26 protein-coding genes and 1 tRNA gene are annotated in these 26,459 nt (G+C 71.5%); 14 read left to right on the forward strand and 13 right to left on the reverse strand.

The features are described 5' to 3' along the window. Positions 1-43: 43 nt before the first annotated feature. The gene (locus ACAX67_RS00380; RefSeq protein ID WP_370701829.1) at positions 44-1,222 is read left to right on the forward strand and encodes a pyridoxal phosphate-dependent aminotransferase; all 1,179 of its coding nucleotides are present in this window, start codon (positions 44-46) and stop codon (positions 1,220-1,222) included. A 24-nt stretch (positions 1,223-1,246) separates the two neighbouring features. On the opposite strand, the gene ACAX67_RS00385 is transcribed toward ACAX67_RS00380, so the two are convergent. The 3 genes from ACAX67_RS00385 to ACAX67_RS00395 form a co-directional block, all read right to left on the reverse strand. Next, complete coding sequence (locus ACAX67_RS00385; protein ID WP_370701830.1) at positions 1,247-2,206, reverse strand: helix-turn-helix domain-containing protein; 960 nt, start codon at positions 2,204-2,206, stop codon at positions 1,247-1,249. A gap of 148 nt (positions 2,207-2,354) precedes the next feature. Further along, a complete protein-coding gene (locus tag ACAX67_RS00390; RefSeq protein ID WP_370701831.1) occupies positions 2,355-3,785 on the reverse strand; it encodes a vWA domain-containing protein in 1,431 nt (476 codons plus the stop codon). After that, complete coding sequence (locus ACAX67_RS00395; RefSeq protein WP_527890980.1) at positions 3,782-4,654, reverse strand: AAA family ATPase; 873 nt, start codon at positions 4,652-4,654, stop codon at positions 3,782-3,784. The genes ACAX67_RS00390 and ACAX67_RS00395 overlap by 4 nt, the downstream gene beginning before the upstream one ends. A gap of 169 nt (positions 4,655-4,823) precedes the next feature. On the opposite strand from ACAX67_RS00395, the gene ACAX67_RS00400 reads away from it, so the two are divergent. Continuing rightward, complete coding sequence (locus ACAX67_RS00400) at positions 4,824-5,186, forward strand: hypothetical protein (RefSeq protein ID WP_370701833.1); 363 nt, start codon at positions 4,824-4,826, stop codon at positions 5,184-5,186. Between the two features lie 15 nt (positions 5,187-5,201). Here ACAX67_RS00400 and ACAX67_RS00405 read toward each other — a convergent pair whose 3' ends face one another. The 3 genes from ACAX67_RS00405 to ACAX67_RS00415 are packed head-to-tail and all read right to left on the reverse strand — an operon-like array spanning position 5,202 to position 8,467. Then, the gene (locus tag ACAX67_RS00405; RefSeq protein WP_370701834.1) at positions 5,202-5,909 is read right to left on the reverse strand and encodes a TetR/AcrR family transcriptional regulator; all 708 of its coding nucleotides are present in this window, start codon (positions 5,907-5,909) and stop codon (positions 5,202-5,204) included. Further along, positions 5,848-7,494 (reverse strand): FAD-dependent oxidoreductase, encoded by a 1,647-nt coding sequence (locus ACAX67_RS00410; RefSeq protein WP_370701835.1) that lies wholly within the window; start codon positions 7,492-7,494, stop codon positions 5,848-5,850. The genes ACAX67_RS00405 and ACAX67_RS00410 overlap by 62 nt, the downstream gene beginning before the upstream one ends. Before the next feature lie 13 nt (positions 7,495-7,507). After that, on the reverse strand, positions 7,508-8,467 hold the full coding sequence (locus ACAX67_RS00415; RefSeq protein WP_370701836.1) for an AurF N-oxygenase family protein: 960 nt from the start codon (positions 8,465-8,467) through the stop codon (positions 7,508-7,510). A gap of 322 nt (positions 8,468-8,789) precedes the next feature. On the opposite strand from ACAX67_RS00415, the gene ACAX67_RS00420 reads away from it, so the two are divergent. The 8 genes from ACAX67_RS00420 to ACAX67_RS00455 all read left to right on the forward strand — a co-directional run bounded on the left by ACAX67_RS00420 (position 8,790) and on the right by ACAX67_RS00455 (position 17,356). Then, positions 8,790-9,146 (forward strand): type II secretion system protein, encoded by a 357-nt coding sequence (locus ACAX67_RS00420; protein ID WP_370701837.1) that lies wholly within the window; start codon positions 8,790-8,792, stop codon positions 9,144-9,146. A 73-nt stretch (positions 9,147-9,219) separates the two neighbouring features. Beyond that, positions 9,220-10,320, forward strand: a complete 1,101-nt coding sequence (locus ACAX67_RS00425; RefSeq protein WP_370701838.1) for a type IV pilus twitching motility protein PilT — start codon at positions 9,220-9,222, stop codon at positions 10,318-10,320. A gap of 13 nt (positions 10,321-10,333) precedes the next feature. Next, entirely contained in the window at positions 10,334-12,070 is a 1,737-nt protein-coding gene (locus ACAX67_RS00430) for a GspE/PulE family protein (RefSeq protein ID WP_370701839.1), read from the forward strand. Between the two features lies 1 nt (position 12,071). Further along, positions 12,072-13,277: a type II secretion system F family protein gene (locus ACAX67_RS00435; RefSeq protein ID WP_370701840.1), complete on the forward strand. Its 1,206-nt coding sequence runs from the start codon at positions 12,072-12,074 to the stop codon at positions 13,275-13,277. Continuing rightward, a complete protein-coding gene (locus ACAX67_RS00440; protein WP_370701841.1) occupies positions 13,277-13,744 on the forward strand; it encodes a type IV pilus modification PilV family protein in 468 nt (155 codons plus the stop codon). The genes ACAX67_RS00435 and ACAX67_RS00440 overlap by 1 nt, the downstream gene beginning before the upstream one ends. Then, positions 13,738-14,388, forward strand: a complete 651-nt coding sequence (locus ACAX67_RS00445) for a PulJ/GspJ family protein (protein WP_370701842.1) — start codon at positions 13,738-13,740, stop codon at positions 14,386-14,388. Before ACAX67_RS00440 ends, ACAX67_RS00445 begins: the two co-directional genes overlap by 7 nt. Continuing rightward, positions 14,385-16,583, forward strand: coding sequence for a hypothetical protein (locus tag ACAX67_RS00450; RefSeq protein WP_370701843.1), 2,199 nt, complete (start codon positions 14,385-14,387; stop codon positions 16,581-16,583). Before ACAX67_RS00445 ends, ACAX67_RS00450 begins: the two co-directional genes overlap by 4 nt. Continuing rightward, positions 16,580-17,356, forward strand: a complete 777-nt coding sequence (locus ACAX67_RS00455) for a prepilin peptidase (RefSeq protein ID WP_370701844.1) — start codon at positions 16,580-16,582, stop codon at positions 17,354-17,356. Before ACAX67_RS00450 ends, ACAX67_RS00455 begins: the two co-directional genes overlap by 4 nt. Here the strand turns inward: ACAX67_RS00455 and ACAX67_RS00460 are convergent. Both ACAX67_RS00460 and ACAX67_RS00465 read right to left on the reverse strand, forming a co-directional pair. Continuing rightward, positions 17,332-18,849, reverse strand: coding sequence for a flavin-containing monooxygenase (locus ACAX67_RS00460; RefSeq protein WP_370701845.1), 1,518 nt, complete (start codon positions 18,847-18,849; stop codon positions 17,332-17,334). The genes ACAX67_RS00455 and ACAX67_RS00460 overlap by 25 nt on opposite strands. Before the next feature lie 13 nt (positions 18,850-18,862). Beyond that, entirely contained in the window at positions 18,863-19,678 is an 816-nt protein-coding gene (locus ACAX67_RS00465) for an alpha/beta fold hydrolase (protein WP_370701846.1), read from the reverse strand. 279 nt (positions 19,679-19,957) lie between these two features. Here ACAX67_RS00465 and ACAX67_RS00470 point away from each other — a divergent pair, with 279 nt between their 5' ends. Continuing rightward, positions 19,958-21,970, forward strand: coding sequence for a calcium-binding protein (locus tag ACAX67_RS00470; RefSeq protein ID WP_370701847.1), 2,013 nt, complete (start codon positions 19,958-19,960; stop codon positions 21,968-21,970). A gap of 146 nt (positions 21,971-22,116) precedes the next feature. Then, positions 22,117-22,503, forward strand: coding sequence for a ClpX C4-type zinc finger protein (locus tag ACAX67_RS00475; RefSeq protein WP_370701848.1), 387 nt, complete (start codon positions 22,117-22,119; stop codon positions 22,501-22,503). A 36-nt stretch (positions 22,504-22,539) separates the two neighbouring features. Here ACAX67_RS00475 and ACAX67_RS00480 read toward each other — a convergent pair whose 3' ends face one another. Next, a complete protein-coding gene (locus ACAX67_RS00480; RefSeq protein ID WP_370701849.1) occupies positions 22,540-23,229 on the reverse strand; it encodes an Ig-like domain-containing protein in 690 nt (229 codons plus the stop codon). Between the two features lie 101 nt (positions 23,230-23,330). On the opposite strand from ACAX67_RS00480, the gene ACAX67_RS00485 reads away from it, so the two are divergent. Next, positions 23,331-24,017, forward strand: a complete 687-nt coding sequence (locus ACAX67_RS00485; protein WP_370701850.1) for an acetoacetate decarboxylase family protein — start codon at positions 23,331-23,333, stop codon at positions 24,015-24,017. A 75-nt stretch (positions 24,018-24,092) separates the two neighbouring features. Continuing rightward, on the forward strand, positions 24,093-24,659 hold the full coding sequence (locus ACAX67_RS00490; protein ID WP_370701851.1) for a hypothetical protein: 567 nt from the start codon (positions 24,093-24,095) through the stop codon (positions 24,657-24,659). Between the two features lie 50 nt (positions 24,660-24,709). On the opposite strand, the gene ACAX67_RS00495 is transcribed toward ACAX67_RS00490, so the two are convergent. The 4 genes from ACAX67_RS00495 to ACAX67_RS00510 form a co-directional block, all read right to left on the reverse strand. Continuing rightward, positions 24,710-24,799, reverse strand: a tRNA-Ser gene (locus ACAX67_RS00495). Between the two features lie 69 nt (positions 24,800-24,868). Next, positions 24,869-25,444 carry a TIGR03086 family metal-binding protein gene (locus ACAX67_RS00500; RefSeq protein ID WP_370701852.1) on the reverse strand — a complete coding sequence of 192 codons (576 nt, stop codon included), beginning with the start codon at positions 25,442-25,444 and terminating at the stop codon, positions 24,869-24,871. Between the two features lie 30 nt (positions 25,445-25,474). Then, positions 25,475-25,906, reverse strand: a complete 432-nt coding sequence (locus ACAX67_RS00505) for a nucleoside deaminase (protein WP_370703623.1) — start codon at positions 25,904-25,906, stop codon at positions 25,475-25,477. A 26-nt stretch (positions 25,907-25,932) separates the two neighbouring features. Further along, positions 25,933-26,415 (reverse strand): tRNA adenosine deaminase-associated protein, encoded by a 483-nt coding sequence (locus ACAX67_RS00510; protein WP_370701853.1) that lies wholly within the window; start codon positions 26,413-26,415, stop codon positions 25,933-25,935. Between the last annotated feature and the right edge of the window lie 44 nt (positions 26,416-26,459).

Genomic DNA, 26,459 nt, shown 5'->3' on the forward strand with positions numbered 1-26,459 from the left:
TTGTCGTCCCAGCCCGGCATGATCGGCGGATGAGGTCTCGACGATGAATCGGTTCGCCGCAGCCCAGCGGGCCGACGTGCCGCCGTTCCACGTGATGGACCTGCTCGCGCTGTCGGCCGAACGGCAGCGGGAGTACGGCGACCTGGTCAACCTGCTCGCGGGCCAGCCCAGCAGCGGTGCACCGCGCGCGGTCACCGAGGCGGCGGTCCGCCTGCTCGGCTCGGGCGACCCGCTCGGCTACACGCCGGCGACGGGCATCGTCGAGCTGCGGGCCGCGATCGCCGACCACCACCGCCGGCGCTACGGGATCGACGTGTCGGCCGACGACGTCGTCGTGACCACGGGGTCGAGCGGGGGCTTCCTGCTGGCGTTCCTCGCGGCCTTCGAGGCCGGCGACCGGGTCGCGATCGCGCGGCCCGGATACCCCTGCTACCGCAACGTGCTCGCGGCACTGGGGTGCCAGGTGGTCGAGATCCCCACCGGTCCGGACACCCGCTTCCAGCCGACGGTCGCGCAGCTGGCCGAGCTGCACGCGAGCGCGCCGTTCGCCGGCCTCGTCGTCGCGAGCCCGGCCAACCCGACCGGCACCATGCTGCTGCCCGACGAGCTCGCCGCGATCGCCCGCTGGTGCGAGGAGACGGGCATCCAGCTCGTGAGCGACGAGATCTACCACGGCATCGAGTACGCCGAGCCCGGCGAGACCCTGGCGCGCTGCGCCTGGGAGACCAGCCGCGAGGCGGTCGTGTTCGGGTCGTTCTCCAAGTACTTCTCCATGACCGGCTGGCGGCTGGGTTGGATGCTCGCTCCGCGGCACCTGGTGCGCGCGGTCGACGTGCTCACCGGCAACTTCAGCATCTGCCCGCCCGTGCTCGCCCAGCGCGCCGCGCTGGCGGCGTTCACGACCGAGTCCTACGACGAGCTCGACGGCCACGTGCGCCGCTACGCGCACAACCGCGAGCTGTTGATCGCCGGGCTCCAGCGCCTCGGTGTCGAGCGGCTCGCTCCCGCCGACGGTGCGTTCTACGCCTATGCCGACGTCGGCCACCTCACCGACGACTCGATGTCCTTCGCACGCGGGCTGCTGGCGCGCACCGGCGTCGCGGTCGCCACCGGCGTCGACTTCGACACCGTCGACGGCGGCCGCTACCTGCGCTTCAGCTTCGCCGGCACCGCTGACGACATCGAGGAGGCCCTGCGCCGCCTCGGTCCTGCTCTCACCTGAAGGGGCACGCAGTCCCGGACCCGACTACCGGCCGGGCTGCTGGCGCTGCTCCTGCAGCAGCGCCGACACCCGGCGGATCCGCAGCATCAGCGTCGCGGAGGGCGTGACCAGCCCGTTGACGTACGTCGACAGCCGCGACGCGGACGTGCCGAGCATGGCGGCGAACTCCCGCTGGCTGAGCCCGCTCAGCGCGACGAGCTCGCGGATCTCCCGCGCGACCAGGTCGCGCTCCGTCCGCTCGTTGCGCGACCGGTAGACCCGGACGCACTCCTCCAGCGCCTCGGCGAGCACTGCCCGTCCGGCGGTCTGCGCCAGGTCGCGCAGCTCCGTGCCGTACGGCGCCCACGGGTTGGCCGCGACGACGGCCAGCTGCGCGCGCCAGGCCGGCAGCCCGCCGCGGTCCCACGCGGCGAGGACGTCCTCCGCGGCGGTCAGCACGGGACCCGGCCGCGCCGGGTCGACGTCGACCATGACCAGCCGGAGGGCGGCGCGGCGACAGCGGTCGGCGACGACGACGGCGTCCTCCAGGGCACCTCCGGATGCCAGGACGAGCTCCTCGACGGAGACGTCGAACGTCAGCCTCGTGACCGCGCGCGTGGCCAGCGGCATCGTCTCGCCCGTGCCGAGCAGCCCGTCCACCGTGTTCTGCACCGTGGCGATCGTCGCGCGGCCGTAGTGCTCGGTCAGCCGGTCGAGCGCGACGAAGTCCTGCGGCTCGCCGAGCACCGCGAGCCCGATCAGGTTCGCCATCACGCCCGCCCGCCGCTCCCAGCCCGGCCGCCCGACGTCCTCGACCGCGGCGGCAGCGAACAGGGCCCACACGTCGCGGAACTCACCGGCGTCGGCGCGGTGGGCGCGATCGAGCACGCCGAGGGTCGCCGCGTGCGCGGCATCGTGCGCGGTGTCCTGCTCAGCTGCAGCGACGACCGCTCGGTGCAGACGAGCGAAGGTCCCGGCGCACGGCTCGGTGACAGGTGACAGCATCCCCCCGGATACCTCCTCCGCCGACCCGGGAGCAGGTGGGTCGGCAACAGCGCGGCACGCTCCGTCGGGGGGTATGTCCGGCCGCACCGGACACAACGGCTGCGAGCAGCGTAGCGGCAGAGAGCGCGCCGGAGCCCCGCGTCCGCCCTCAGAGCAGGTCGTGCACGAACTCCTGCAGCTGGGTCAGGTTGCGGCACTCGACCATCGGCACGATCTCGCGGTAGGTCTTGGCGGCCGAGTCGCCCGCACCCCAGCTCGTCACCGGCTCGGGGTTGAGCCAGTGCGCCCTCCGGACCGACCCGACGAGGCGGTCGAGGGTCTTGTCCTCCAGGTCGGTGTAGTTGCTCCGGGCATCACCGAGGATGAGCAGCGTCGTCTTCGGGTTGAGTGCGTCGGCGTACTGCTCCTCGAACTTCGCGAACGCCCGCCCGTAGTTGGTGCGGCCCCAGAGCGCCGCGTAGCTGCTGGAGGCGGCGAGCTTCTCCAGCACGTCGACCGGGTCGGCGCCCGGCTGCAGGTGCTCGGTGACCTCGTGCACGTGGTCGATGAACGTGAAGGCGCGCATGCTCTGGAACGACTCCCGCAGCGCGAAGACGAATAGCAGCGTGAACTGGGCGAAATTGGCGACCGAGCCGCTCACGTCGCACAGCACCACGAGGTCCGTGCGGTGCGGCCGCTTGGGTCGGTGGTGCGTGGTCAGCGGTACGCCGCCCGTGGCGATCGACGCCCGGACCGTCCGCCGGAAGTCGAGGGCCCCGCGACGGTGGGCGCGGTGCTCCTTGGTCAGGCGCGTCGCCAGCTGCCGTGCGAGGGGGAAGATCTGGCGGCGCATCTCCTCGAGGTCGGTGCGCCGCGCCGCGGTGAAGGCGAGCTTGTCGATGCTCGGCCGGATCGCCACGTCGGCGACGTGGTCGGGCCCCTTCTCCTCGGCGATCCGCCGCCGGGCGTCGTCCTCGACCAGCCGTGTGAAGCCGCCGACGCGGCGGTTCGCCAGCCGTCGTGCGTCCTGGAGCCGGCCCTCGTCGTCCATGTCCCCGGTCAGCCCCTGGGCGATCCGGTCGACCAGCTCCTGGGGGGCGACCCGCTGCAGCGCGGTGTAGGACGACCACGACGACAGCCCCGGGCCCCGGCCCGGCATCGCGCCGAACCGGCCGACCATCTCCGCCGCCAGCTGTCGCAGCAGCTGCTGGTCGCCGCTCTCGAGGGCCTCCGCCAGCCGGTCGCGGAACTCCTGCAGGGCCTCCCCGTTGTCGCGCACCCGGTCCGCCTCCGCGTCCCGGGGGATCTCGTCGCCGTCCGGGTCCGTGAGGGACGAGATCCCCCGTTGCGTGACACCGTCGCCGACGAGGGCCGGGAAGTAGACGTCGAAGAGCGCGTCGAAGGTCGTGCGGTGCTGCTGCCTCTTCATGAGGGTCGCGGCGAGCACGTCGCGCACGTGCTCGCGATCACCCCAGCCGACCGCGCCGAGAGCGGCGACGGAGTCGATGTCCTCGGCCAGGGACACGGACAGGCCGGCTCCCCGGAGCGCCTCGATGAAGGAGAGGTGCCGGTCGAGAAGCCCGCTGGTCGGTGTGGTCATCGGTTGAGCCGCAGCTCCTTGACGGCCCGCGCCTGGTCGGAGGCGTGCTTCAGCACGGCGCCCAGGGTGTCGGTGATCGCCTTGTCGTCCAGGTCGCGGATCTCCAGCGCGATCAGCGTGCGCGCCCAGTCGACCGACTCCGCGATCGACGGCGCCTTCTTCAGCTCCAGGTCGCGCAGCTTCCCGACCGTGGCGACGAGCTGCTCGGCGATCCTGTCGTCGAGGTCGGGCACCTGGGCCTGCAGGATCTCCCGCTCGCGCTCGGCGTCGGGATAGTCCAGGTGCAGGTAGAGGCAGCGCCGCTTGACCGCCTCGGACAGCTCCCGGCTCGCGTTGGAGGTGAGTACGACGAACGGCCGGCGGGTCGCCGCCACGGTCCCGAGCTCGGGGATCGTCACCTGGAAGTCCGACAGCACCTCCAGGAGCAGCCCCTCGACCTCGATGTCGGTCTTGTCGACCTCGTCGATGAGCAGCACCGTCGGCTCCTCGCGCCGGATCGCGGTGAGCAGCGGCCGGGTGAGCAGGAACTCCTCGGAGAAGATGTCGTCGTGGGTCTGGTCCCAGTCCACGCCCTCGGCGGCGCCGGTCTGCGCCTGGATGCGGAGCAGCTGCTTCTTGTAGTTCCACTCGTAGAGGGCCCGTGCCTCGTCGAGGCCCTCGTAGCACTGCAGCCGGACGAGGTCCGCGCCGGTGGCGCGCGACACCGCCTTCGCCAGCTCGGTCTTGCCCACCCCGGCGGGGCCCTCGAGCAGCAGCGGCTTCTCCAGCGCGCCCGCCAGGTAGGTGGTCGTGGCGGTCGCGTGGTCGGCGAGGTAGCCGGCTTCGGTGAGCAGGGCCGCGGCCTGCGTCGGGGACTCGAACCAGGTCATGGCGCCCATCCTGCCCGGGAACCGGCTGGCCAGATCACACTGTCTGGCTCGTGACCCGCGGGGCGGATGCTCGTTGAGGTGGCAGTGACCGATCACGAGGCGCGGGAGGACCCCCGCCTGTCGGTCGAGCCGATCATCCGAGGCTGCCTTCACGCGAGAGGAATCGACGTTGCCTGCCCTCAGCACGACGCTGCGCACCGCGGCTCTGTCGATCCGCACCGCCATGACCGCCGGCGCCCTCACGCTGCTCGTCGGCCTCGGGGCGCTCAGCGTGATCGACGGCCCGCACCCGACGCCTGACCATCTCGGCCTCTCGGTGCAGGACAAGGCGACGAGCCGGATCCTCGAGCGCAACAACTGCTCCCTGCACGGCTTCGACCCCGACGTCATCCCCTCGACGGCGGTGATCCGCGACTCGTCGGGACGCACCCGCGTGGTCTCCTTCGACCACGGCTGGGCGGTCTTCAAGAAGGAGCGTCCGGGCGAGCTGGTCGCGGTCTGCCTCGGGCGCGAGCAGCGCCGTCAGCGCTGAGTCCCGGCGTCCGGCCTAGGACCGCGTCGCGAGCTCGTCCACCGGCACCGTCGGGTCGAGCTCGACGCCGATCTCCCGCGCCTGACCGTCGATCTGGAACCAGATCCACCGGCTGAGCATGTGCGACAACGCCCGGTGGCTGAGGGTCTGCTCGGGCCGTCGTACCCACTGGTTGACGCTGCCGCGGACCTGGCCGATGAGACCGACGACCAGCACGTCGAGGGTCGTGGTCTGCTCCTCGTCGAGCTCCTGGCCGAGCATGGCCGCACCGGCCTGGAAGAGCGAGGCGATGTCCTTGCCGAGGTTGTCGACCGCCAGGTCGAGCTCGCCGGGCTGGCCGTCGCCCAGCGCGCGCTGCGCCATCTCGTGCAGCTGCGGGTGGTCGGCCACCCAGCTGACGTAGCCGCCGACCACGCCGTTGACGATCTGCTCGATGCTCCCCGAGAGCACGAGGGTCGAGTCGAGCTGGGTGCGGATCATGCCGACGATGTGCTGCTGGACCGCTCGGTTGAGGTCCATCCGGTTGCTGAACAGCCGGTAGACGACCGTGCGCACCAGCCCGGCACGCTCGGCGATCTGCTGGACCCGCAGCTGGCTGCCGAGCGGCTGCTCCTCGAGGAGCTCGACAGCGGCGTTGAGCACGTGCTGGCGACGCTCCTCGTTATGGCCTTCCCAGCGCAGCTGACGCCCGTCGAGCCCGGGGACGCGAGGGACGTGCGGCATGGCCCGCACTGTATCCGGGCGCGACCGGCGCGGCGGCCTCGCTCAGGGCGCGGCGGTCGGTGAGCTTGACCCGCGGCCGGCGGGCGGCGTCGCCGAGCGCGCGCTCGGCACGGTCGATGGCCAGCCAACCCTCGTGGTCGATCTCGTGGTCGAGGCGCTCCACCGCGGTCGTGGGAGCGACCAGCAGGCCGGCATCGAGGTCGTCGAGGAGGGCGGCGACGCTCTCCTGCGAGCACGTCTTGTTGGTGCCCAGGAAACCGGTCGCGCCGCGTTTGATCCAGCCGACGACGTAGAGCCCGGGCTCGACGCGGCCGCGGTCGTTGGGCACCCGCGCGCGCTCGTCGTCGAACGGCAGACCGACCACGGGGCGGGCGCGGTAGCCCACCGCGCGCAGCACCAGGCCGGTGGCGATCAGCTCGGACTCGTCGGTCGCGACGGCACGGCCGTCGACGACCTCCGTGCGGGCCACCTCGATCGCCTCGACGCGGTCGCCGCCGACGATCCGCACCGGCGCGGTCCGGAAGCGCAGCACGATCCTGCGGCGGCCCGGGGTCGGCGTGCGGCGCGCCAGCTCGGCGAGCAGCTCGGTCTTCTGCGAGGTGACGGCCACCTCGCCCTCGACCAGCACGTCGACGTCGTCGAGGGCGGCCAGCCCGATCAGCTCGGGCAACGTGAACGCGGCCTCGTCCGGTCCGCGCCGACCGAGCACCACCACCTCGCGCACCGCGCTGTCGCGGAGCGCCAGCAGCGCGCGGTCGGAGATGTCGGTCGCGGCGAGCCGGTCGGGGTCGGCGGTGAGGATCCGGGCGACGTCGAGGGCGACGTTGCCGTTGCCGATGACGACCGCGCGCTCGGTGTCGAGCGGCTGGTGCACCTCGTCGGCGTCGGGGTGCCCGTTGTACCAGGCGACGAGGTCGGTGGCCGAGATGCTGCCCGCGAGGTCCTCACCGTCGACCCCGAGCCGCCGGTCCGTCGCAGCGCCGATCGCGTAGACGACGGCGTGGTACGACGCCCGCAGCTCCTCCAGCGTCACGTCGGTCCCGGCCTCGACGTTGAGCCGGTAGCGGAAGCCGGGCTCGCGCTCGATCTTCGCGAAGAGCTCGAGGACGTGCTTGGTCCTGGGGTGGTCGGGCGCCACTCCGTAGCGGGCGAGTCCGTGCGGGGTGGGCAGGCGGTCGAACACGTCGACCTCCACCCCCGGCAGCTTGAGCAGCTCGTCGGCGGCGTAGAGCCCGGCGGGACCGGCTCCGACGACGGCGACGCGCAGCCCGGCGGTCGCAGAGTCGCGGTGGCGCGGCACCAGCGCCAGCGGCGTGCGGTCGGCGTGCGGGTGGTCGCGGTAGTACGTCGCATTGAGCTCCACGAACGGCAGCTGGTGGTCGGCGAGCTTGGTGTGCGGCACCACGGCGTCGACCGGGCAGGCCGTCGCGCAGGCGCCGCAGTCGACACAGCTCACCGGGTCGACGTACAGCATCTCCGCCGTGACGAAGCCGGGCTCGCCCGGCGCGGGGTGGATGGCGTTGACGGGGCAGGCGAGGACGCAGGCTCCGTCGCTGCAGCACGACTGCGTGACGACGTACGGCATCGGACCTCCTCGGTCAGGCGGCCTTCGGCGCCGGCTCGCTGCGGTAGCGCGCCGGGCGGCCGTCGATGCGGAGCCGCTTCCACAGCACGCGCGAGACGGGGTTCATCAGGCCGGCCTCCTCGGCGAGCACGCGGACGTCGGCGAACAGGTCGCGCAGCAGCTTCTCGGACTCGGGGTTGTCCCAGTAGAGGTCCTTGATGACGTCGTGGGGGATGTCGTACTGCTTGATGAACGCGCGGGTCGGCGTGGCGATCACGTCGCACAGCAGCCGCATGATCACCGGGTAGAGCACCGAGAGGAGGACCTTGCGCGGAAGGGGCAGCCGGGGCGCCTTGCGGGCGAGGTACTCGTGCGCGAAGGAGATGTGGCGCGCCTCCTCCGCGACGTGGATCTGCATGATCCGCTCCATCAGGGGGTGGATCGTCTCGCCGGACCGCAGGATCTGCTTCTGCAGGTGGTCGATCGGCTCCTCCCCCGCGAGGATGCCGGTGAAGAAGATCTCGGGGAGCAGCCGGCCGGCCAGCGGCAGCGCCGACTGGACCACGCGGAACCACCGCGCCGCACCCGGCACGTCGGCGCCCGTGCGGTTGACGAACTCCTGGAACATCTGGATGTGGTGGGTCTCCTCCGTCACCTCGTGCATGAGGTAGCGGAACTCCGGGTCGTTGTTCGGCAGGTCCATCAGGTACTCGAGGACGCCCTTGATCAGGACGTTCTCGAACTGCCAGCCGACCTTGGTGATGTTGGCCATCCGCGCCATGCCGATCTCGATCTGCCGCTCCCGCGACAGGCCCTGGTACCACTCGTGCCCGCCGAGCGGGTCGACGCTCGGGAGGATCCAGCGCTCGTCGTCGGGCACGACGGCGTAGGCCGGGTCGTCCCACGGGACGTCCTTGAACGCGTTGAAGGACAGACGCACGGAGCCCTCGCTCAGCGTCTGCAGCTTCTCCTCGTAGGTCTGCTCCACGGTCATCTCCCGATACCTCCTCGGCAACGCTGCCCACAAGTTAGCTGTACACGTTGTACAGGTATACGAGATGTGTACACGCCGTACCCGGCGGCCGCGAGGCTTTGTGACCCAGCCCACGCCTGGCCGCGCGGAGCTGAGCGTGGGGCGCATTCAAAGCCCTAAGCGGCGGGCGGGAATTGCGGCGGTTCCTCCCGCACCCGTCCGGCGATGAGCGTTCACTTCCCTCACAGCCGCCGGTGCATGGGGCACGCGGACAACGCAGGACCTCTCGGATCTCGGACCCTCTCGGGTCGATCCAGCACTTTCCCTCCTAAGGAGCACCGCCATGCAGAACATCCTCGCCACCCGTGCCCGCGACGTCCGCCGTCAGGACCAGGGCTTCACCCTCATCGAGCTGCTCATCGTCGTCGTGATCCTCGGCGTCCTCGCCGGCATCGTCGTGTTCTCGGTGAAGGGCATCAACGACGACAGCAAGGTCTCGGCGTGCAAGGCCAACGTCTCGACCGCCCAGACCGCCGTCGAGGCCTACTACGCCCAGAAGAGCGCCTACCCCGCGACCCTCGGCGCCCTGGTGCCCGACTACCTCAAGACCGACCCGAGCGACTCGGGCGTCGACGCCGCGATCCGGGTCGGCTACGCCGCCGGGACCGGCACGGTCTCGCCCGGCACCTCCTGCGACTGACCCCACCCGTCCGAGGGAGGGCCGCTCCGGGGGCGGCCCTCCCTGACAGCACCTCTCCGAAGGGGGCGCGGCCATGCTGCACTCAGCTCACCGCATCGGGTCCGGGATCGACGCACTGCTCGCCGAGCTGTGGGACGCTCGCGGCACGGACCTGCTGCTCACCGTCGGCCTGCCGCCGATGCTGCGCGTCGACGGCGACCTGCGACCGGTCCCGGGTCGCGCCGCGATGTCCGCTCAGGACACCGAGGCCCTGCTCATCGAGGCGCTCGCGCCCGAGCAGGTCGCCGCGTGGGGCACCCGGCACGAGTACGACTTCTCGTTCACCTGGCGCGAGCACGCCCGGATCCGCGGCAACGCCTTCACCCAGCGCGGGCTGACGGCGGCGGCCTTCCGGCTCATCCCGCGTCGCATCCCCTCACCCGACGAGCTCGGCCTGCCGCCGTCGGTGCGCGACATCGCGATGCGGCACCAGGGCCTGGTGCTGATGACCGGGCCCACCGGCTCGGGCAAGTCGACGACGCTCGCGTCGCTCGTCGACCTGATCAACACCCACCGCGGCTGCCACATCATCACCGTCGAGGACCCGATCGAGTACGTCCACGAGCACAAGCGCGCCGCGGTCAACCAGCGCGAGGTCGGCACCGACACGGCATCCTTCAGCGACGCCCTGCGCTCGGTGCTGCGCGAGGACCCCGACGTGCTGCTGGTCGGCGAGATGCGCGACCTCGAGTCGATCGCCTTCGCGCTCACCATGGCCGAGACCGGGCACCTGGTCTTCGCCACCCTGCACACCAACGACAGCGCCCAGTCACTGGGCCGGATGATCGACGTCTTCCCGGCCGAGCAGCAGGCCCAGGTCCGCGTCCAGCTCGCCGCGGCGCTGAGCTGCGTCGTCTACCAACGGCTGCTCCCGCGCACCGGCGGCGGCATGGTGGCCGCGCACGAGGTGCTCGTGGCCACGCCAGCCGTCCGCAACCTCATCAAGGAGGGCAAGACCCACCAGCTGCGCAACAGCCTCGTGACGGGGCAGCAGGACGGCATGGTCACCCTCGAGCAGTCGCTGTCGGCGCTGGTGCAGCACGGCGTCGTCAGCGAGGTCGACGCGGTGGCGCGCAGCCTCTACCCGAAGGACATCGACCTCCGGCCGCGGTACGCCGTCGGCGCCGGCCTGTGAGTCAGGGGAGCTCATGAGGATCGCCCGTCGCAACCGCGACACCGAGCACGGCACCGTCGAGCTGCCCGCCGAGGCCGACGACCGCCTGGCCCGCCTGCTCGTCGGGCTCGGCCTCGTCCAGCCCTACCAGGTGGACGCGGCCCGCGAGCTGTCGAGCGGCGGGTCGCTGGCGGAGCGCCTGGTCGCGGCGGGCGTGGTCGCCGACGACCTCATCGCCTCGACCCTCGCCGAGCACCACGCCGTCCCGCGCGTCGACCTCCGCACCCAGGCCGCGGACCAGACCGCGGCAGGCCTCCTGGCCCCAGACGCGGCCGTCCGCCTGCGCGCGCTCCCCTTCGCCGCCGCCGACGGCATCGTCGAGGTCGCCGTGGTCGACCCGTCCCCGGAGCACGTCGACGCGATCGCGTCGGCGCTCGGCCAGCCGGTCAACGCGCACGTCACCACCCACCGTGAGATCGACCGCGCCCTGGCCACCACCTACCGCGCGACCCGCGACGTCGGGAGCCACGTCGAGGCCTTCGAGGCACGCGACGTGCTGCGCAAGGAGGCGGCCGACCTCGCGTCGGCCGGACCGAGCGAGGACGCGCCGGTGGTCCGGGTCGTCCAGAAGATCATCACGCAGGCGCTGCGCGACCGGGCCTCCGACATCCACGTCGAACCGAGCGGTGACCGGGTGCGCGTGCGCTACCGCATCGACGGCGCGCTGTCGGAGGTGCTCGACCTGCCCGGCTCGATCGGACCGGGCCTGGTCAGTCGCGTGAAGATCCTCGCCGGCATGAACATCGTCGAGCGGCGGCGCCCCCAGGACGGCCAGATCAGCATGACGGTCGAGGGACGCGACGTGGACATCCGGGTCTCGACCACGGCCGTCGTCGGTGGCGAGAAGGTGGTGCTCCGGCTGCTCGACAAGAGCCGCCCGCTCTTCCGGCTGGAGCAGCTCGGCATGCCCGCCGACCTCGCCGCCCGCTACGGCGCCCTGATCCGCTCGCCGTTCGGCATGGTCATCTGCGCCGGGCCCACCGGGGGCGGCAAGACCACCACCCTCTACGCCTCGCTCGGCGAGCTGGACAGCCCCGAGCGCAACATCATGACGATCGAGGACCCGGTCGAGTACACCGTCGACTCGATCAACCAGATCCAGATCAGCGAGCAGGCCGGCATCACCTTCGCCGGCGGGCTGAAGTCGATCCTGCGCCAGGACCCCGACATCATCCTGGTCGGCGAGGTCCGCGACATCGACACGGCGCGGATCGCCGTGCAGTCGGCGCTGACGGGGCACTTCGTGCTCTCCTCGCTCCACGCGACCGAGGCCGTCTCCGCGCTCTACCGCCTGCTCGACATGGGCATCGAGGCTTTCCTCATCGCCTCGTCCGTGACCGCGGTCGTCGCCCAGCGGCTGGTGCGCAGGTCCTGCACGTCCTGCCTCGAGCCCTACCAGCCCACGCCCGACGAGCTCGCCTTCCTGAGGGAGTACGGCGGCAGCCCGCCCCTCGGCGGCTTCCGGCACGGTGCCGGCTGCAACTTCTGCTCCCAGACGGGCTACCTGGAGCGGGTCGGGGTCTACGAGATGCTCGTGGTGACCGACGAGGTCCGCGAGCTGATCGTCGAGCGCGCGCCGCACGACGACCTGCGCAAGCTCGCCCGCAGCCAGGGGATGCGCACGTTGCAGGAGCAGGCCGTCCAGCTCGTGCAGACCGGCGTGACGACCGCCGCCGAGGCGATGCGCTCGATCTACGTCGCGGGGGCCTGACATGCCGAGGTTCGCGTACGCCGGGATCGACCTCGAGGGCAAGGCCGTCAAGGGCACGCACCGCGCGCCCAGCCGCGGCGACGCCGAGGTCGCCCTCTTCGAGCGCGACCTGCGCAACCTGCGGGTCACCGAGAAGAAGAGCGTGCTGCAGTACGAGATCGCCGGGCCGCGCATCAAGCGCGTCGAGGTCATGCACCTCACCCGCCAGATCGCCGCCTTCCTCCGCGCCGGCCTGCCGGTGCTCGACGCGGTGCACTCGATCGGCGCGGAGAGCGAGAACTCGTCGGTGCGCCGGATGATGCACAGCATCGAGGACGGGCTGCGCACCGGCGAGCGCTTCTCCGACTGCCTCGACCGCTACCCGAAGGTCTTCCCGGAGTACTACCGCGGCATCGTCCGCTCCGCGGAGCTCACCGGTGAGCTCGACACCGTGCTCGGCAGGCTCTCGCGCTACATCGAGCGCGACCTCGAGGCCCGCCGGAAGATCAAGTCCGCCCTGATGTATCCCTCGGTCGTCGCCGCGATGTCGGTCGTGACCGTGGTCATCCTGGCGGTCTTCGTGCTGCCGCGCTTCAAGGACTTCTTCGAGAGCCTCGACGCCGAGCTGCCGCTGCCGACCCGGATGCTGCTCGCCGTCACCGACTTCGTCGGGGCCTGGTGGTGGGCCATGGTCGGCGGTCTCGTCATCGCGCTCGCGCTGGGCTGGCTGGTGACACGCTTCCAGCCCGGCAAGTACGCCCGCGACGCGTTCCTGCTGAAGGTCCCCGTCGTCGGCGAGACGATCCAGTACGCCCTCGTCGAGCGGTTCTGCCGCGTCTTCGCCTCGATGGTGTCGGCCGGGGTCACCCTGACGGACGCGCTGCAGGTCAGCACGAACGCGCTGCGCAACCGGGTCTTCATCAAGCGTCTGAGCGAGGTCGGCGACGCCATGCTCGAGGGGCAGGGCATCTCCGGGCCGCTCACCCGCACCCGTCTGTTCCCGAGCGCGGCCACCCAGATGCTCCGGGTCGGCGAGGAGACCGGCACCCTCGACAACCAGCTGGAGACGACGGCCGAGTACTACGAGGTCGAGCTCGACTACAAGATCAACAAGCTCACGGCGCTCTTCGAGCCGGTCGTGATCGTCGTGATGGGCCTCATCGTCGGCTTCGTCGCCGTCGCGCTGATCTCCGCGATGTACGGCATCTTCAACCAGGTCGACGTCTGATGGACCTGCCTCGGGGGCTGGGCGACGACACGGGCGAGACGCTCGTGGAGGCGCTGGTCGCGATCGTGATCCTCGGCCTGGCCGCGGTCGCGATCCTCGCGGGTGTGCAGCTGAGCAGCACCGCCTCCGACATCCAGCGCAAGCAGACGACCGGCGGCGCCTACGTGCGCAGCTACGCCGAGGCCATCGAGAAGTACGTCGACGCGGCGAGCGCCAACTACAAGCCCTGCGCCGGCGTCGACGCCTACAACGTCGCCGCGGTCACGAGCCAGCTCGCCCTGCCGGCCGGCTTCACCGCCACCCACGCGGCCGCCGTGCCCCTCGACCCCACGGGCGGGGAGGTCGGCTGCGCGAACGACAAGGGCGTGCAGAAGGTCGTCCTCACCGTCCGGAGCTCCGACAGCCGGGGCAGCGAGACGCTCACGCTCATCCTGCGCAGCACCTGCTCCACCGGGGCGACGTGCTGACGCGGCCGCGCTCCGACGACGGCTTCACGCTCATCGAGCTGGTCGTCACCGTGGCGATCGTCGGCATCATCGTCGCGGGGTTGGGCGGCGTGATCATCCGGTTCCTCCAGGACACGGTCGACACCCAGGCGCGGCTCACCGAGTCCCACGACGTGCAGTTCACGGCCGCCTACTGGCAGCACGACGTCGCCAGCATCGGGCTCAGGTCGTCGACGTACGACGCAACGACCCACTCCTTCGCCCTGACGCAGTCGGTCGCGGAGTCAGGCTCGCTCGCGACGTGCAGCCTGCCGACCGGGACGAAGGTCGTGACGTTGGCGTGGAGCGAGTACAGCTCGCTCGACTCGCAGGGATCTCCCGACAAGGTCACCGTCACCTACGTCGCCCAGCCCGACGGCGCGGTCTACCAGCTCCTCCGGGTCCGATGCGAGGGCGGGACGGTCGACTCCACCATCGAGGTCGCTCACAACCTGCGCGTCGTGCCGACGGTCGCCTGCGTGACCGCGTCGGGAGGCACCGGCTGCGCCGGAGCGGGCAGCGACGTCCCCGCCGTCGTGAAGCTGTCCCTGGACGCGCGGACGGCCGACGCGCACGGCAGCGCCTCCTACACCGCGACGCTCGTCGGCCAGCGGAGGCAGACATGATCCGGCGACTTGGCCAGCGGGTCCGGCTGCCCGTGCGTCTGCGCCGGCGCGACGACGGGGCGATCCTCATCATCGCCCTCCTCGCCGTGACCGTCGTGAGCCTCGTGGTCGGCGTCGTCCTGACGCGCGGCGACGGGTCGCTGCGCGCCACGGTCCAGCTGCGTCAGGTGGCGGGTTCGTCGTACGCCGCCGACGGCGCGGCCAAGCTCGCGCTCAACGCGCTGCGCACCGGCTACTCCCCCGGCGACCCCAACGGCGCCGCGGCCGACTCGGACTGGGCCTTCAACAACTCCTTCGACGGCACGGGCTGCTTCGGCAAGGACGGCAGCGGCACCGCGGTGAGCACCCTGGTGCTGCCGGGCTTCTACCCGCAGACCGGCGGCCAGTCGTCCGCGACGTCGGCAGCCGTCACCTGCACCGCCGAGGACGCCACCGGCGCCCAGGGGTCCCCCGTGCCGATCACCGACGGCAACAAGCCCGGCAGCGCGATCCTGACCCTCGGCACGAGCGGCGAGACCGGCTTCTACTCCAAGGCGCTCGGCGGCAACAGCTTCCGGGTGCACGGCGGGATCTGGTCCAACTCGACGATCGTCGCCGACACCGGCGCACTGGTGTCGAGCCAGAGCATCCGCGCCCACAGCGGGTGCACCGGCACCATGACGGCCCCCACCGTCGAGTGCAGTGCCGCGACCGTGGCCGATCCCGGCTACGCCAGCGACCTCGACATCGCCGGCACCGGGATCCCCGCCCTGCAGACGGTGCCGTCGTGCTCGGGCAACCTGGCGACCTTCGAGCCCGGCTACTACGACGACGTCGCCGCGCTCAACGCGCTGACCACCCCGAACGCGAACAAGAACTGCGTCTACTGGCTCAAGCCCGGCACCTACTACTTCGACTTCCACAACAACAGCGTCGACCCGCTCCATGACGACGACATCGCCGCTGCTGCCAGCGACGAGTGGACCATCTCGTCCGGCACGTTGATCGCAGGGACCCGCACCGGCACCTCCACTGTCCCGGGCGCCTGCGACAACCCGATCGACAAGACCACCGCCAACGGCGTCCAGCTCGTCTTCGGCGGCGACAGCCGGATGCTCATCGACAAGGACGGGCAGGCGGAGATCTGCGGGAGCTACCACGCCGACCGCCCCCCGATCGCCATCTACGGACAGAAGACCGGCACCACGCCGAGCGCGACGACGCTCAGCGGCACGACCGCACTGACGAGCAGCGGCAACGCGACGACGGACATGAAGGTCGGCACCGTCGCCCCGGCGACCGTCACCGCCGCGATCCTCAAGGACGTCGGCAACGGCCAGATGACGTGGACCCGCGACAACACCGGCGCGAACAGCGTGCAGACCGGCACCGTCACCATGACCGGTTTCGCACCGACGACCGCCATCCCCAAGGGCGCGGTCCTCACCGGGCTGAAGGCCTTCGTGCGCCACCAGGAAGGCACCAGCACGGCGGGCAACGCCTCGGAGATCTCCGTGACGCCGACGGGTTCCGGCACCACCCTGAAGAGCAGCAGCGCCCTCACGGTGAGGACGACGCTCGGCAACGACACCCAGGACCTCTCGGCGGCGACCGGGTTCGGAACCGTCCAGAAGTACGTCCACGACAGCGGGTTCAGCGGCGCGACCGTCGTCTTCACGGCCAAGCTGCCCAGGAGCGGCTCGTCGACGACCACGATCCAGTCGATCCTCGACGCGGTCCAGCTCGAGCTCACCTACTACGTGCCGGGCATCCGCGGCGAGACCACCACGGCGATCCCCAACAACTGCGTGGCCGTCGTCGCGAGCTGCTCGGTCGTCACCACCTCGGGCAACAAGAGCATCCTCTACGTGCAGGGCACGCACTACACGCCGCTCGCCAAGGTCGACGTGACGCTCAACAACGTGAGCCAGCAGATCTTCCGGTTCGGCGTGATCGCCAGGGCGATCGAGGTCAAGGAGACCGGCTCCTTCGCCTGGACGGGCCCCGTCATCGAGCTGCCCGACAACTCGCCCGGCTGGGGCTTCAGCGGGACCCTCGTGCAGCTGAAGGTCTACCTGTGCCCGTCCGCAGCGACGTGCAGCCCGTCGACGGGCGAGCTCTCGCTCAAGGTGCGCGCCCAGCTGTGGGACACCACCGGCACACCCCGGCCGCCCAGCCGCCAGGTGACGGTGCTGAGCTGGAGCGAGCAACGGTGAGCGCCGCGCTCACGGCCGGCCTGGCGGGCCTGCTCGGCCTGCTGATCGGCTCCTTCCTCAACGTCGTGGTGCACCGGGTGCCGCGCGGCGAGTCCGTGGTCTCCCCGCCGTCGGCCTGCCCGCGCTGCGGCACCCCGATCCGCAACCGTCACAACGTCCCGGTCCTCGGCTGGCTGCTGCTGCGTGGTCGCTGCTACGACTGCGCGGCCCCGATCAGCGCGCGCTACCCGGTGGTCGAGCTGGCGACCGCCGCGCTCTTCGTCATCATGGCGCTGCGCTTCGCGGACGACCGGTGGGCACTGCCCGCCTACCTGGTGTTCGCGGCCGCGGCACTCGCGCTGGCGCTCATCGACCTGGACGTCCACCGGCTTCCCGACGCGATCGTGCTGCCGGCGTACCCCCTGGTGGTGGTGCTGCTCGCCGCCGACCACGACGGGCCCGACCTGCTGCGTGCCGCGATCGGCTGCACGGTCCTCTTCACGTTCTACCTGGCCCTCGCCGTGGCCGCGCCGGGCGCGATGGGCGGCGGCGACGTCAAGCTCGCCGGGCTGGTCGGCCTGATGACGGCCTACGTCTCGTGGGGGACGTTCCTCACCGGCGCATTCCTCGCGTTCATCCTCGGCGCGGTCGCCGGCGTGGCGCTGATGGCGGCGGGCAGGGCGGGCCGTCGTACGGCGGTGCCGTTCGGACCGTTCATGCTGCTCGGCGCCCTGTCCTCGGTGCTCGGCGCCGGCTACCTCGGGGACTACTACCTGACGCTGATCGGGGCCTGAGCCGCGGCGCGCTTCGTGCTGCGGAACTGCAGGGCGGGGTCGGCGATCTGGCCCCGGCGCAGCATCGGCGCGTCGCGGAGGTAGTCGTTGCGGATCCGCCACGGCAGCCGCTTGCCCTGGCGCGGCATCACCGCGTCACCGCGCTGGATGTAGCCCGAGCGCATCGAGTCGCCCATCACCGAGACGTCGTCGCGGTCGTCGGGGTCGGCGACGGCGACGACCTGGTCGTGACCGGCGGCCGCCATGTGCTTCACGAGGCGGCAGAAGTACTCGCTGACCAGGTCCGCCTTGAGGGTCCACGACGCGTTGGTGTAGCCGATGACGAACACGGCGTTGGGCACGCCCTCCATGAGGACGCCCTTGTAGAGCATGCGCTCCCGGGTCTCGACGGGCTGCCCGTCCACCTCGATCCGCGCACCGCCGGCGAGCTGGATCTGCAGCCCGGTGGCCGAGACGACGATGTCGGCCTCGAGCTCCTCCCCCGACGCCAGCCGGATCCCGGTCTCCGTGAACGTGTCGATGTGGTCGGTCACGATCGAGGCGTCCCCGCGCCGCAGCACCCGGAACAGGTCGCCGTTGGGCACGACGCAGAGTCGCTCGTCCCACGGGTCGTAGGACGGCGTGAAGTGCTTCATGTCCACGCCGGGGCCGATCTGGCGTCGTACGGCCGCGAGCAGCACCTTGCGCGCCAGCGCCGGACGGCTGCGCGACAACTTGTAGACGGCGGCCTGCAGGGCGATGTTCCGCACCCGACCGGTGCGGTAGATGAGCCCCTGGGGCACGCCGAGACGCGCGAGCGGGGAGGCCACCGGGTCGTCGGCCGGCACGGTCATGACGTACGACGGCGAGCGCTGCAGCATCGTGACGTGCTCCGCCTCGGGCGCCATCGCGGGCACCAGCGTGATCGCCGTGGCACCGCTGCCGATGACGACGACCTTCTTGCCCGCGTGGTCGAGGTCCTCGGGCCAGAACTGCGGGTGGACCAGCTGCCCCTGGAAGCGCTCCTCGCCGGGGAAGGACGGACGGTACGCCTGGTCGTAGCTGTAGTAGCCGGTCGCGCCGACGAGGAACCGGCTCGTGTAGGTCTCGCGCTTGCGACCGACCCGCACCTCGACGGTCCAGCGGCCCTCCTCCGTCGACCAGCTCGCCTTCGTGACCTGGCGTCCGAAGCGGATGTGCTCGGTGACGCCGTGCTCCTCGGCCGTGTCGGCGACGTACTGCCGGATGCTCGGGCCGTCGGCCAGGACCTTCGTGCCGACCCACGGCCGGAAGTTGAACCCGAAGGTGAGCATGTCGGAGTCGGACCGGATGCCGGGGTAGCGGAAGAGGTCCCAGGTGCCGCCGACGGCGTCGCGACGCTCCAGGATCGCGTAGGACAGCCCGGTCCCCTCCCGGACCAGGTGGCAGGCGGCGCCGATGCCCGAGATGCCCGCGCCGACGATGAGGACGTCGAGGTCCGTGGCGCTCTCCGTCGTCGTGTTATCGCTGCTCATGGTCGCTCCCGGTTCAGGCGACGCCGACGTCGGCGATGGTCGAGCGCAGGCCGTGCGACGAGCCGCGCAGCAGCACGTCGACGACACCAGCGACGTCGTCGGACATCGGGACGTGGCCGCTGCCCTCGAGCCAGACGTGCTCGGCCGACGGGAGCTGCCGGCGCGCACGCTCGGCCTGGTAGGGCAGGAGCAGCCGGTCCTTGCTCCCCCACGCGACCGTCACGGGGATGCCCTCGCCGATCGGGCTCTCGAAGGGGAACGCGCCCTCCATGATCGTCTTGAGCGCGGGGCGGGCGCGCACCATGCAGGTGAGGTCGCCGACGACGCGGTCGCGGTCGAGCCGCTCGCCGTGGGTCATCAGCGAACCGAGCATCAGCTTGCGGGCGAGGCCGGAGCCGGCTAGCCGGGGAGCGACGGGCCGGGTCGCCCGCGCCGCGGTCATCAGGACCGCGAAGTGCGCGCGGATGTAGGCGAAGTCGCGGTCGCCCTTCCAGAAGCCCGCGGGCGAGAGCCCGGTCGCGCTGCTGACGAGGCCGTCGGCCGCCGCCTCGAGGGCGATCCGGCCGCCGAGGGAGTTGCCGGCGATGTGCGGGCGCTCCAGGCCGAGCTCGAAGAACAGCTCCAGCAGGTGGTCCTGGAGGATCTCCTTGACCGGGCGTCCGTCGCCCACCAGGTCGGGGGACTCGCCGTGGCCGGGGAGGTCGAAGAGGATGACCTCGCGGTGCTCGGCGAGCTGCTCGGCCACCGGGTACCACGCCTGTCGGCGGTGGCTGATGCCGTGCACCAGCACCAGGGGCTCACCGGATCCGAATCGCTCGTAGGCCAGCATTCCAACCACCTCACCCGGGCGTCGCTGCCCTTTGTTAGCTGTACAGCATGTACAGGGATGACTGAATGTCTACACGTCGCGCGGGCGGCGCCGCGAGGCTTTGTGACCCAGGCCACCCCCTGGGCACAAGGTCCCGGGTGCTTAGCGGGACAAACGCCGTGGCGCTCCGTTCGGCCCACCAGGTCATCCGACCCGCACTTCAATCGACCTACCCGCGCAATCGTGTGGGGAGGGACAAGCAGGAGCGGGTTCGGGTCGCTCTGACAAGTGGGAGCGATCATGAAGAAACTGCGCTGGGCTGCCGTCATCGCGGCTCCGGCCCTGGCCATCGGGGTCACCGCCCCGGCCTGGGCCGACAACATCTACAACAACGTCGACGGATCCATCGACGCGACCGTCGAGACCATGAGCCTGACAGCCGGTGGCGCTAACGGCACCACGACGCTGGCCATCCAGACCGCCAACGGCGACGGCAAGAACGGCTGCAACCTCAACCAGAACAACAACCAGACGCTCGACGTCTCGGTGAGCTCGTCGAACACGGGCGTCGCCACGGTGACCCCGTCGACCATCCACTTCACCTCCTGCGGCCAGACCCAGGTCCTCACGGTGCACCCCGTCGGCGCGGGCAGCTCGAGCATCACGCTCGCGGAGACCGCGAACGCCACCGGCGCGTCGTTCAGCTACTCGCAGGCCGCGTTCAACGTGAACGTCAGCGCCGCGAACACCGCCCCGACCGTCACGGTCAGCGGCGTCACGAACGGCTCCAGCTACGACAAGGGCAGCGTGCCGACCGCGATGTGCGACGTCACCGACGCCGAGGACGGCCCGTCCTCCTTCGCAGCCACACTGAGCTCCGTGACCGGCACCGACGCGGCCGACGGCATCGGCTCGCAGACGGCCGACTGCTCCTACACCGACGCGGGCGGCCTGACCGACACCGACGCGGCGACCTACGACATCGTCGACCCGAGCAAGCCGTCGATCTCCTACACGCTCGCCCCGGCCGCGCCCGACGGCGCCAACGGCTGGTGGACCGGCCAGGTCGACGTCGACTGGACCGCGGCCGACGCCGAGTCGCCGTCGTCGCTGTCGACCACCGACTGCGCCGACTTCAGCCTGACCGTCGACCAGACGGCGACCAGCTACACCTGCTCGGCGGACAGCGCCGGCGGCCACGAGTCGGTCACCACCTCCGACGTCAAGATCGACGGCACCAAGCCCTCGATCGACAGCGTCGACGGCGGCCCGGCGGACGGCGCGACGTACTACTTCGGCCTCGACACCGTGCCGGCCGCACCGACCTGCACCGCCAGCGACGCCACGTCCGGCGTCGACAGCAACGGCTGTGTCGTCACCGACTGGTCCGACCAGCTCGGCTCGCACACGGTCACCACGACCGCGACCGACGAGGCCGGCAACGTCCGGTCCCAGTCGGCGATGAGCTACGACGTGGTCGAGTGCAACGGCGACACCAGCGCGATCGGCACCTCCTGCGCCCCCAAGTGCAACGGCGTCCTGGCCACCATCAAGGGCGACAGCAGCGGCCCGATCCTGGGCACCCTGGGCGACGACGTCATCGTCGGCACCCTCGGCAACGACCAGATCAACGGCATGGGTGGCAACGACACCATCTGCGGCCTCGACGGGGACGACACCATCCACGGCGACGCCGGCAACGACGTGATCCTCGGCGGCACCGGCGTCGACACCATCAACGGTGACGACGACAACGACATCGTCCGCGCGGGCACCGGCGACGACGTCGTCTACGGCGACGCCGGCACCGACACCCTCAAGGGCGAGGCCGGCAACGACACCCTCAACGGTGGCGACGACGCCGACAACCTGCAGGGCCTGGTCGGCAACGACACCCTCAACGGCGACGGCGGAGCCGACCTGCTCTCCGGCGCCTCCGGTGCCGACACCCTCAACGGTGGCGCCGGCGAGGACAACGTCATCGGTGGCGTCGGCAACGACACCCTCAACGGTGGCGACGACGCCGACAGCCTCAAGGGCCAGGAGGGCCTCGACACCATCAACGGCGACGCCGGTGACGACACCGTCTTCGGTGGCGCGCACGCCGACACCGTCCACGGTGGCGAGGGCGCCGACATGCTCAACGGTGGTGACGGCGGCGACACGATGTACGGCGACGCCGGCAACGACACCCTCAACGGCAACGCCGACGACGACTCGCTCTTCGGCGGCGACGACGACGACCGCCTGATCGGCGGCGCCGGGACCGACGCCCTCGACGGCGGTGCCGGGACCAACTACCTGTTCCAGTGAGGTAGCCCCACGAGGGAGAAGGAAGACCCACCCCATCGGCACCCTGCGTTCCCTGCGCAGGGTGCCGATCGGGCTTCCGGGACACACGGGCAGGGCCCGCGGGACCGGGCGGTACGTTGGCCGCAACCACCAGACAGGAGACGTGGATGGATCGTCACGTCGAGGGCCGGATCTGCTCGTTCTGCGGCGAGCCGGGCAGCGCGAAGAGACGTCTCGCCGGTGGCCTCGGCGCGATGATCTGCTTCGAGTGCCTGGAGTCCTACTACGAGGACACCCGCTCTCCCGAGCGGGTCGAGGCCGGCACCCGCTCGGTGTGGGACGAGATGACCGACACCGAGCTGCTCGCCCAGCTGCCGCTCATCGTGCGGTCGGCCGAGCAGAACGCGGCGTTCGTGCGCGACTGGGTGGCGCTGATCCGCGAGCGCAAGGTCTCCTGGGCGCAGATCGGCAAGGTGCTCGGCGTCTCGCGCCAGGCGGCGTGGGAGCGGTTCGCGTCCCACGCGAGGTCGCGCACCTCCGCCTCCGGCGGCTGACGCCGCCGCGCCTGCCGACGCACCTTCCGGCGGGGCCTACCGCGCGGTCGCCCAGGCCTTCGCCTCGGCCTTGCTCAGGTCGGCCCTGCCCAGCTCGGACGACGGGTGGTCGCCGTGCGGCAGGTCGATGCCGCGCACCGAACCGACGCCGACGGTGACCGTCTGCGCGAGGACCGCGACCCAGTCGATCCGGTGACGGTGGACGCGCACGACCAGGGAACCGTTCGCGGGGACCCGCGCGTGGCCGTCGGGACGCGGCTCGCTGAAGCTGCCGTAGAGGAACGACACCGGGCGGTTGTTGTCGTTGGTGACCCGCAGTCGACCGGGGCGGTCGGCCTTGACCACCTGCACCTCGTGGACCTCGCGGAAGGAGATGGTGAGCGTCGCCGGCACGAGGGTCTCGTAGTCGCAGGCGTAGTAGGTGATGACGATGTCCTCGCTCGCGTCGCCGGTGAAGACGACGAGCTTGCCGCCGCTGATGTCGACGAAGTAGTTCGCGTCGTCGGGCGCGGGGGTGACCCGGCAGACGGCGAGGTCGTCGCCGTCGGGGTCGGAGTCGTTGGCCAGCACGTCGATCTGCCGGAACTGTCCGGGATACATCCACTTGTGGTCGTCATGGGTGACCGGCGCAGCAGCCGATGCCGGGCCGGCGAGGGCGAGGCCGGCGGCGGCGAGAGCGAGTGCCAGGGCGGCGCGGACGCCGGCGGGGCCGAGGGAGATCGACATGTCCGCCAACCTAGGGCGCGCCGGCGTCCTCCGCCCGCGATTCGCCGAAGGCGCGCGGGCGGCCCTCGCGCGCGATCCATAGAACGTGTTCTACTTTGATCGTGACCGTCACCCACGACATCCTCGGCGAGACCGTGTCCATGCCCGTCGACGTACGCGACGGGCAGAGCGCGACCGTCATCTTCGACGTCGACGTCGACGCCGCGCGCGCCCTGTGCCCCGCGGGCTTCGAGGTCGTGGAGACCGCGCCGGGTCGCGCGCAGTTCGCGCTCGCGCTCATCGACTACAAGGACAACGACCTCGGCGCCTACCTCGAGGTCGGCACCATCCTCTTCGTCCGGCCCCAGGGCGGCGGCGAGGACGGCACGTTCATCACCCACCTCCCGGTGACCGAGCGGTTCACCTGCGTGGCGGGCAACCAGATCTGGGGCTTCCCCAAGTCGGTCGAGTCGATCGAGCTCACCAACACCGACGACACCAGCCGCTGGGTGCTCACCATGGACGGCGAGCTCGTCGTCGACGTGACGGTGCCCCGCGGCGGCACCGACGAGATGCCGCCGATGCCGATGGCGGCGTACACGCTCATCGACGGCCGGCCGCACGTCACCCGCTTCACCCAGGGCGGCAGCGGCAGTGGCGTCCACGTCGGCGCCGACGTCACGCTGACGCTGGGCGACCACCCGATCGCCAAGGAGCTGGTGTCGTTGGGCCTCTCCGCGGAGTCCGTCGTGCTGACCACCTGGACCGAGCGGATGCAAGCACGTTTCGAAGAGCCCAGCGCGTTGTAGCGGCTGCTGCTACGTTCCGTGGCGACCGCACCCGGCAGCTCTCGCCGAGTGCGCCCCCTTGTCTGAGGAGCTGCCGTGAGCGACTGGATCCCCCTGCTCGTACGACGTGAGGACTACCCCGAGCTCGCCGCGGTCGTCGCCGAGCGGGAGGCCGGGCGCCCCGACGCCCAGCCGATCTCCGTGGTGGCCGCACCCGAGGCGACCGCCGCTGTCGCCACCCCCGTGCCCCAGGGCGAGGCGGCCGAGCTGGCGCGTCACGTGCCGTGGTCGGCCACCGACCTCGAACGGCTGGCGGCCTCCCCCGCGCTCACCGCTCACCGGTGGAAGGCCGCGATCGACGCGTGCGCGGCCGCGCCGGGCGTCTTCATCCCGACCGACCGGCTGGCGCTGCTGATCGGCGTCCGGACCGAGGACTGGGCCGACGCCGAGATCGGGATGCGGCGCCACCTGCGCGCGCAGTATCCCGACGTCCCGGGCCTGCCGCTCGCGACCGCGACCGGCACCACCCTGCTCCGCGACGACGACCAGCTCTGGTGGGCCGTCACCGAGACCCAAGCCCGCCGCTGGACGGAGATCCGCGGCTCCATGCCCCGCTCGCGACGCCCGCGCGCGCCGCTGCCGGTCGCGTCGGCGCTGGACTGACGCTCGCAGGGAAGCAAGAAGCTCCGCCCGGAGAACGGGCGGAGCTTCTGTGGCGGTGGCGGTGGGATTTGAACCCACGGTGGGTTTGACCCCACACATCATTTCGAGTGATGCACCTTCGGCCGCTCGGACACGCCACCGCCGGAGAGGGTACCGGAGCGCGGCGGCGTGGTTGAAATCGAGCGTGGCAGCGCCGGAGACCGATCCGCTCAGGCCCGACGACCCATCAGTCCGAGCAGGCGGACGAGCGGCGTGGCGTCGTCCGGGACCGGTACGACAGGGCCGAACCCCGGTGCGCGCATCTCCTGGGCCTCGGGCGTCGAGAACGGCTCGGCGAAGGTGAGGCAGGCCGCCACGTCCTCGTCACGTACGGCGTACGGCAGGCCGAGCGCGGTGGCCAGGTCCCACCCGTGGACGACCACCTCGTTGAGCGCGACGGCCGCCGCCTCCGGTGCCGGCATGTCGAAGGGGCCGGCCTTGGTCGTCCCGTCGAACGCGCCGTCCTCCTGCCAGGCGACCGCGAGGTCGGCCAGGTCCCCCTGGATCCGCTCGCGCCAGCCCTCCTCGAGCCGGGAGGCGTCACCGTGGCCGCCCTGCTCCGCGCCGGGCAGGGGTGCCTTGCGCGCCGCTCCGGCGAAGGCCTGCGACAGGCCGCCGATGTGCTCCACGAGGTCACCGACCGTGTACTCGGCGCAGGGCGTGGGGAGAGCGAGCTGCTCGTCGGTCACCGAGGCGAGGAGCTCCCGGACGGTCGCGGTGGCAGGGCCGAGGTCGAAGGCATCCATGCAGGGACCGACCGGTGGCGGCCGTCGTACTCATCGGCGGTCGGCGAAGAACTTCTCCAGCAGGCCGGCGGCCTCGGCCTCGAGCACGCCGGCGACGACCTCCGGCCGGTGGTTGAGCCGCCGGTCGCGGACCACGTCCCACAGCGACCCGACCGCCCCCGCCTTGGCGTCCCAGGCCCCGAACACGATCCGGTCGACGCGGGAGAGCACCGCGGCACCGGCGCACATGGTGCACGGCTCGAGGGTGACGACGAGGGTGCAGCCGTCCAGGCGCCACTCCCCCCTGTCCCGCGCGGCCGCGCGGAGCGCCACGACCTCTGCATGCCCCGTGGGGTCGGCTTCGGCCTCGCGGACGTTGCGTCCGGTGCCGAGCACCGTGCCGGCCGGGTCGACCACGACCGCACCGATCGGCACGTCTCCGGTCGCCAGCGCGTCCCGGGCGGCGTCGAGCGCCGCGAGCATCGGCTCGCGCCACCGGTCCGAGACGCTCACGCCGAGGTGAGGCCCACGGCGTCGTCGAAGAGCTCGCCGAACCCCAGCCGGCGCGCGACGTCGGACAGCATCTCGTCGGGATAGAGGTCGATGTCGTCGAGCAGCGCGGCGAGGTCCATCGCGTGCAGGCCGAGGTCGCCGAGCAGGTCGAGGTCGCCCGCCGCCTCCGGCTCGTCCTCGTCCTCGGGCATCGGCAGCTGGAGGAACTCCACCGCCGAGGCGGCCAGCTCCCACTCGCCGGCAGCGGTCACGTCGGAGAGGAGCACCCGGGTGTGCTGGCCCGCCACGCGGACGACGACGAAGAAGTCCTCGTCGATCGCGACCAGACCGACGGCGCCGTGGTCGCCCGGGAAGCGGCGCAGTGCCGAGGCCAGGGTCTCCACGTCGTCGACGTGGTCGTGGGTCAGCTCGGCGACCTGCCACACGCCTTCCTCGCGGTAGGCGGCCAGGGCGAAGTCGACAGCATCGGCTGCGGTCACACGACCAGAGTGACACCAACCGCCGGAACAGGCCAGGGGGTTAG

The sequence above is a fragment of the Nocardioides candidus genome, from assembly GCF_041321175.1.
Taxonomy (GTDB): domain Bacteria; phylum Actinomycetota; class Actinomycetes; order Propionibacteriales; family Nocardioidaceae; genus Nocardioides.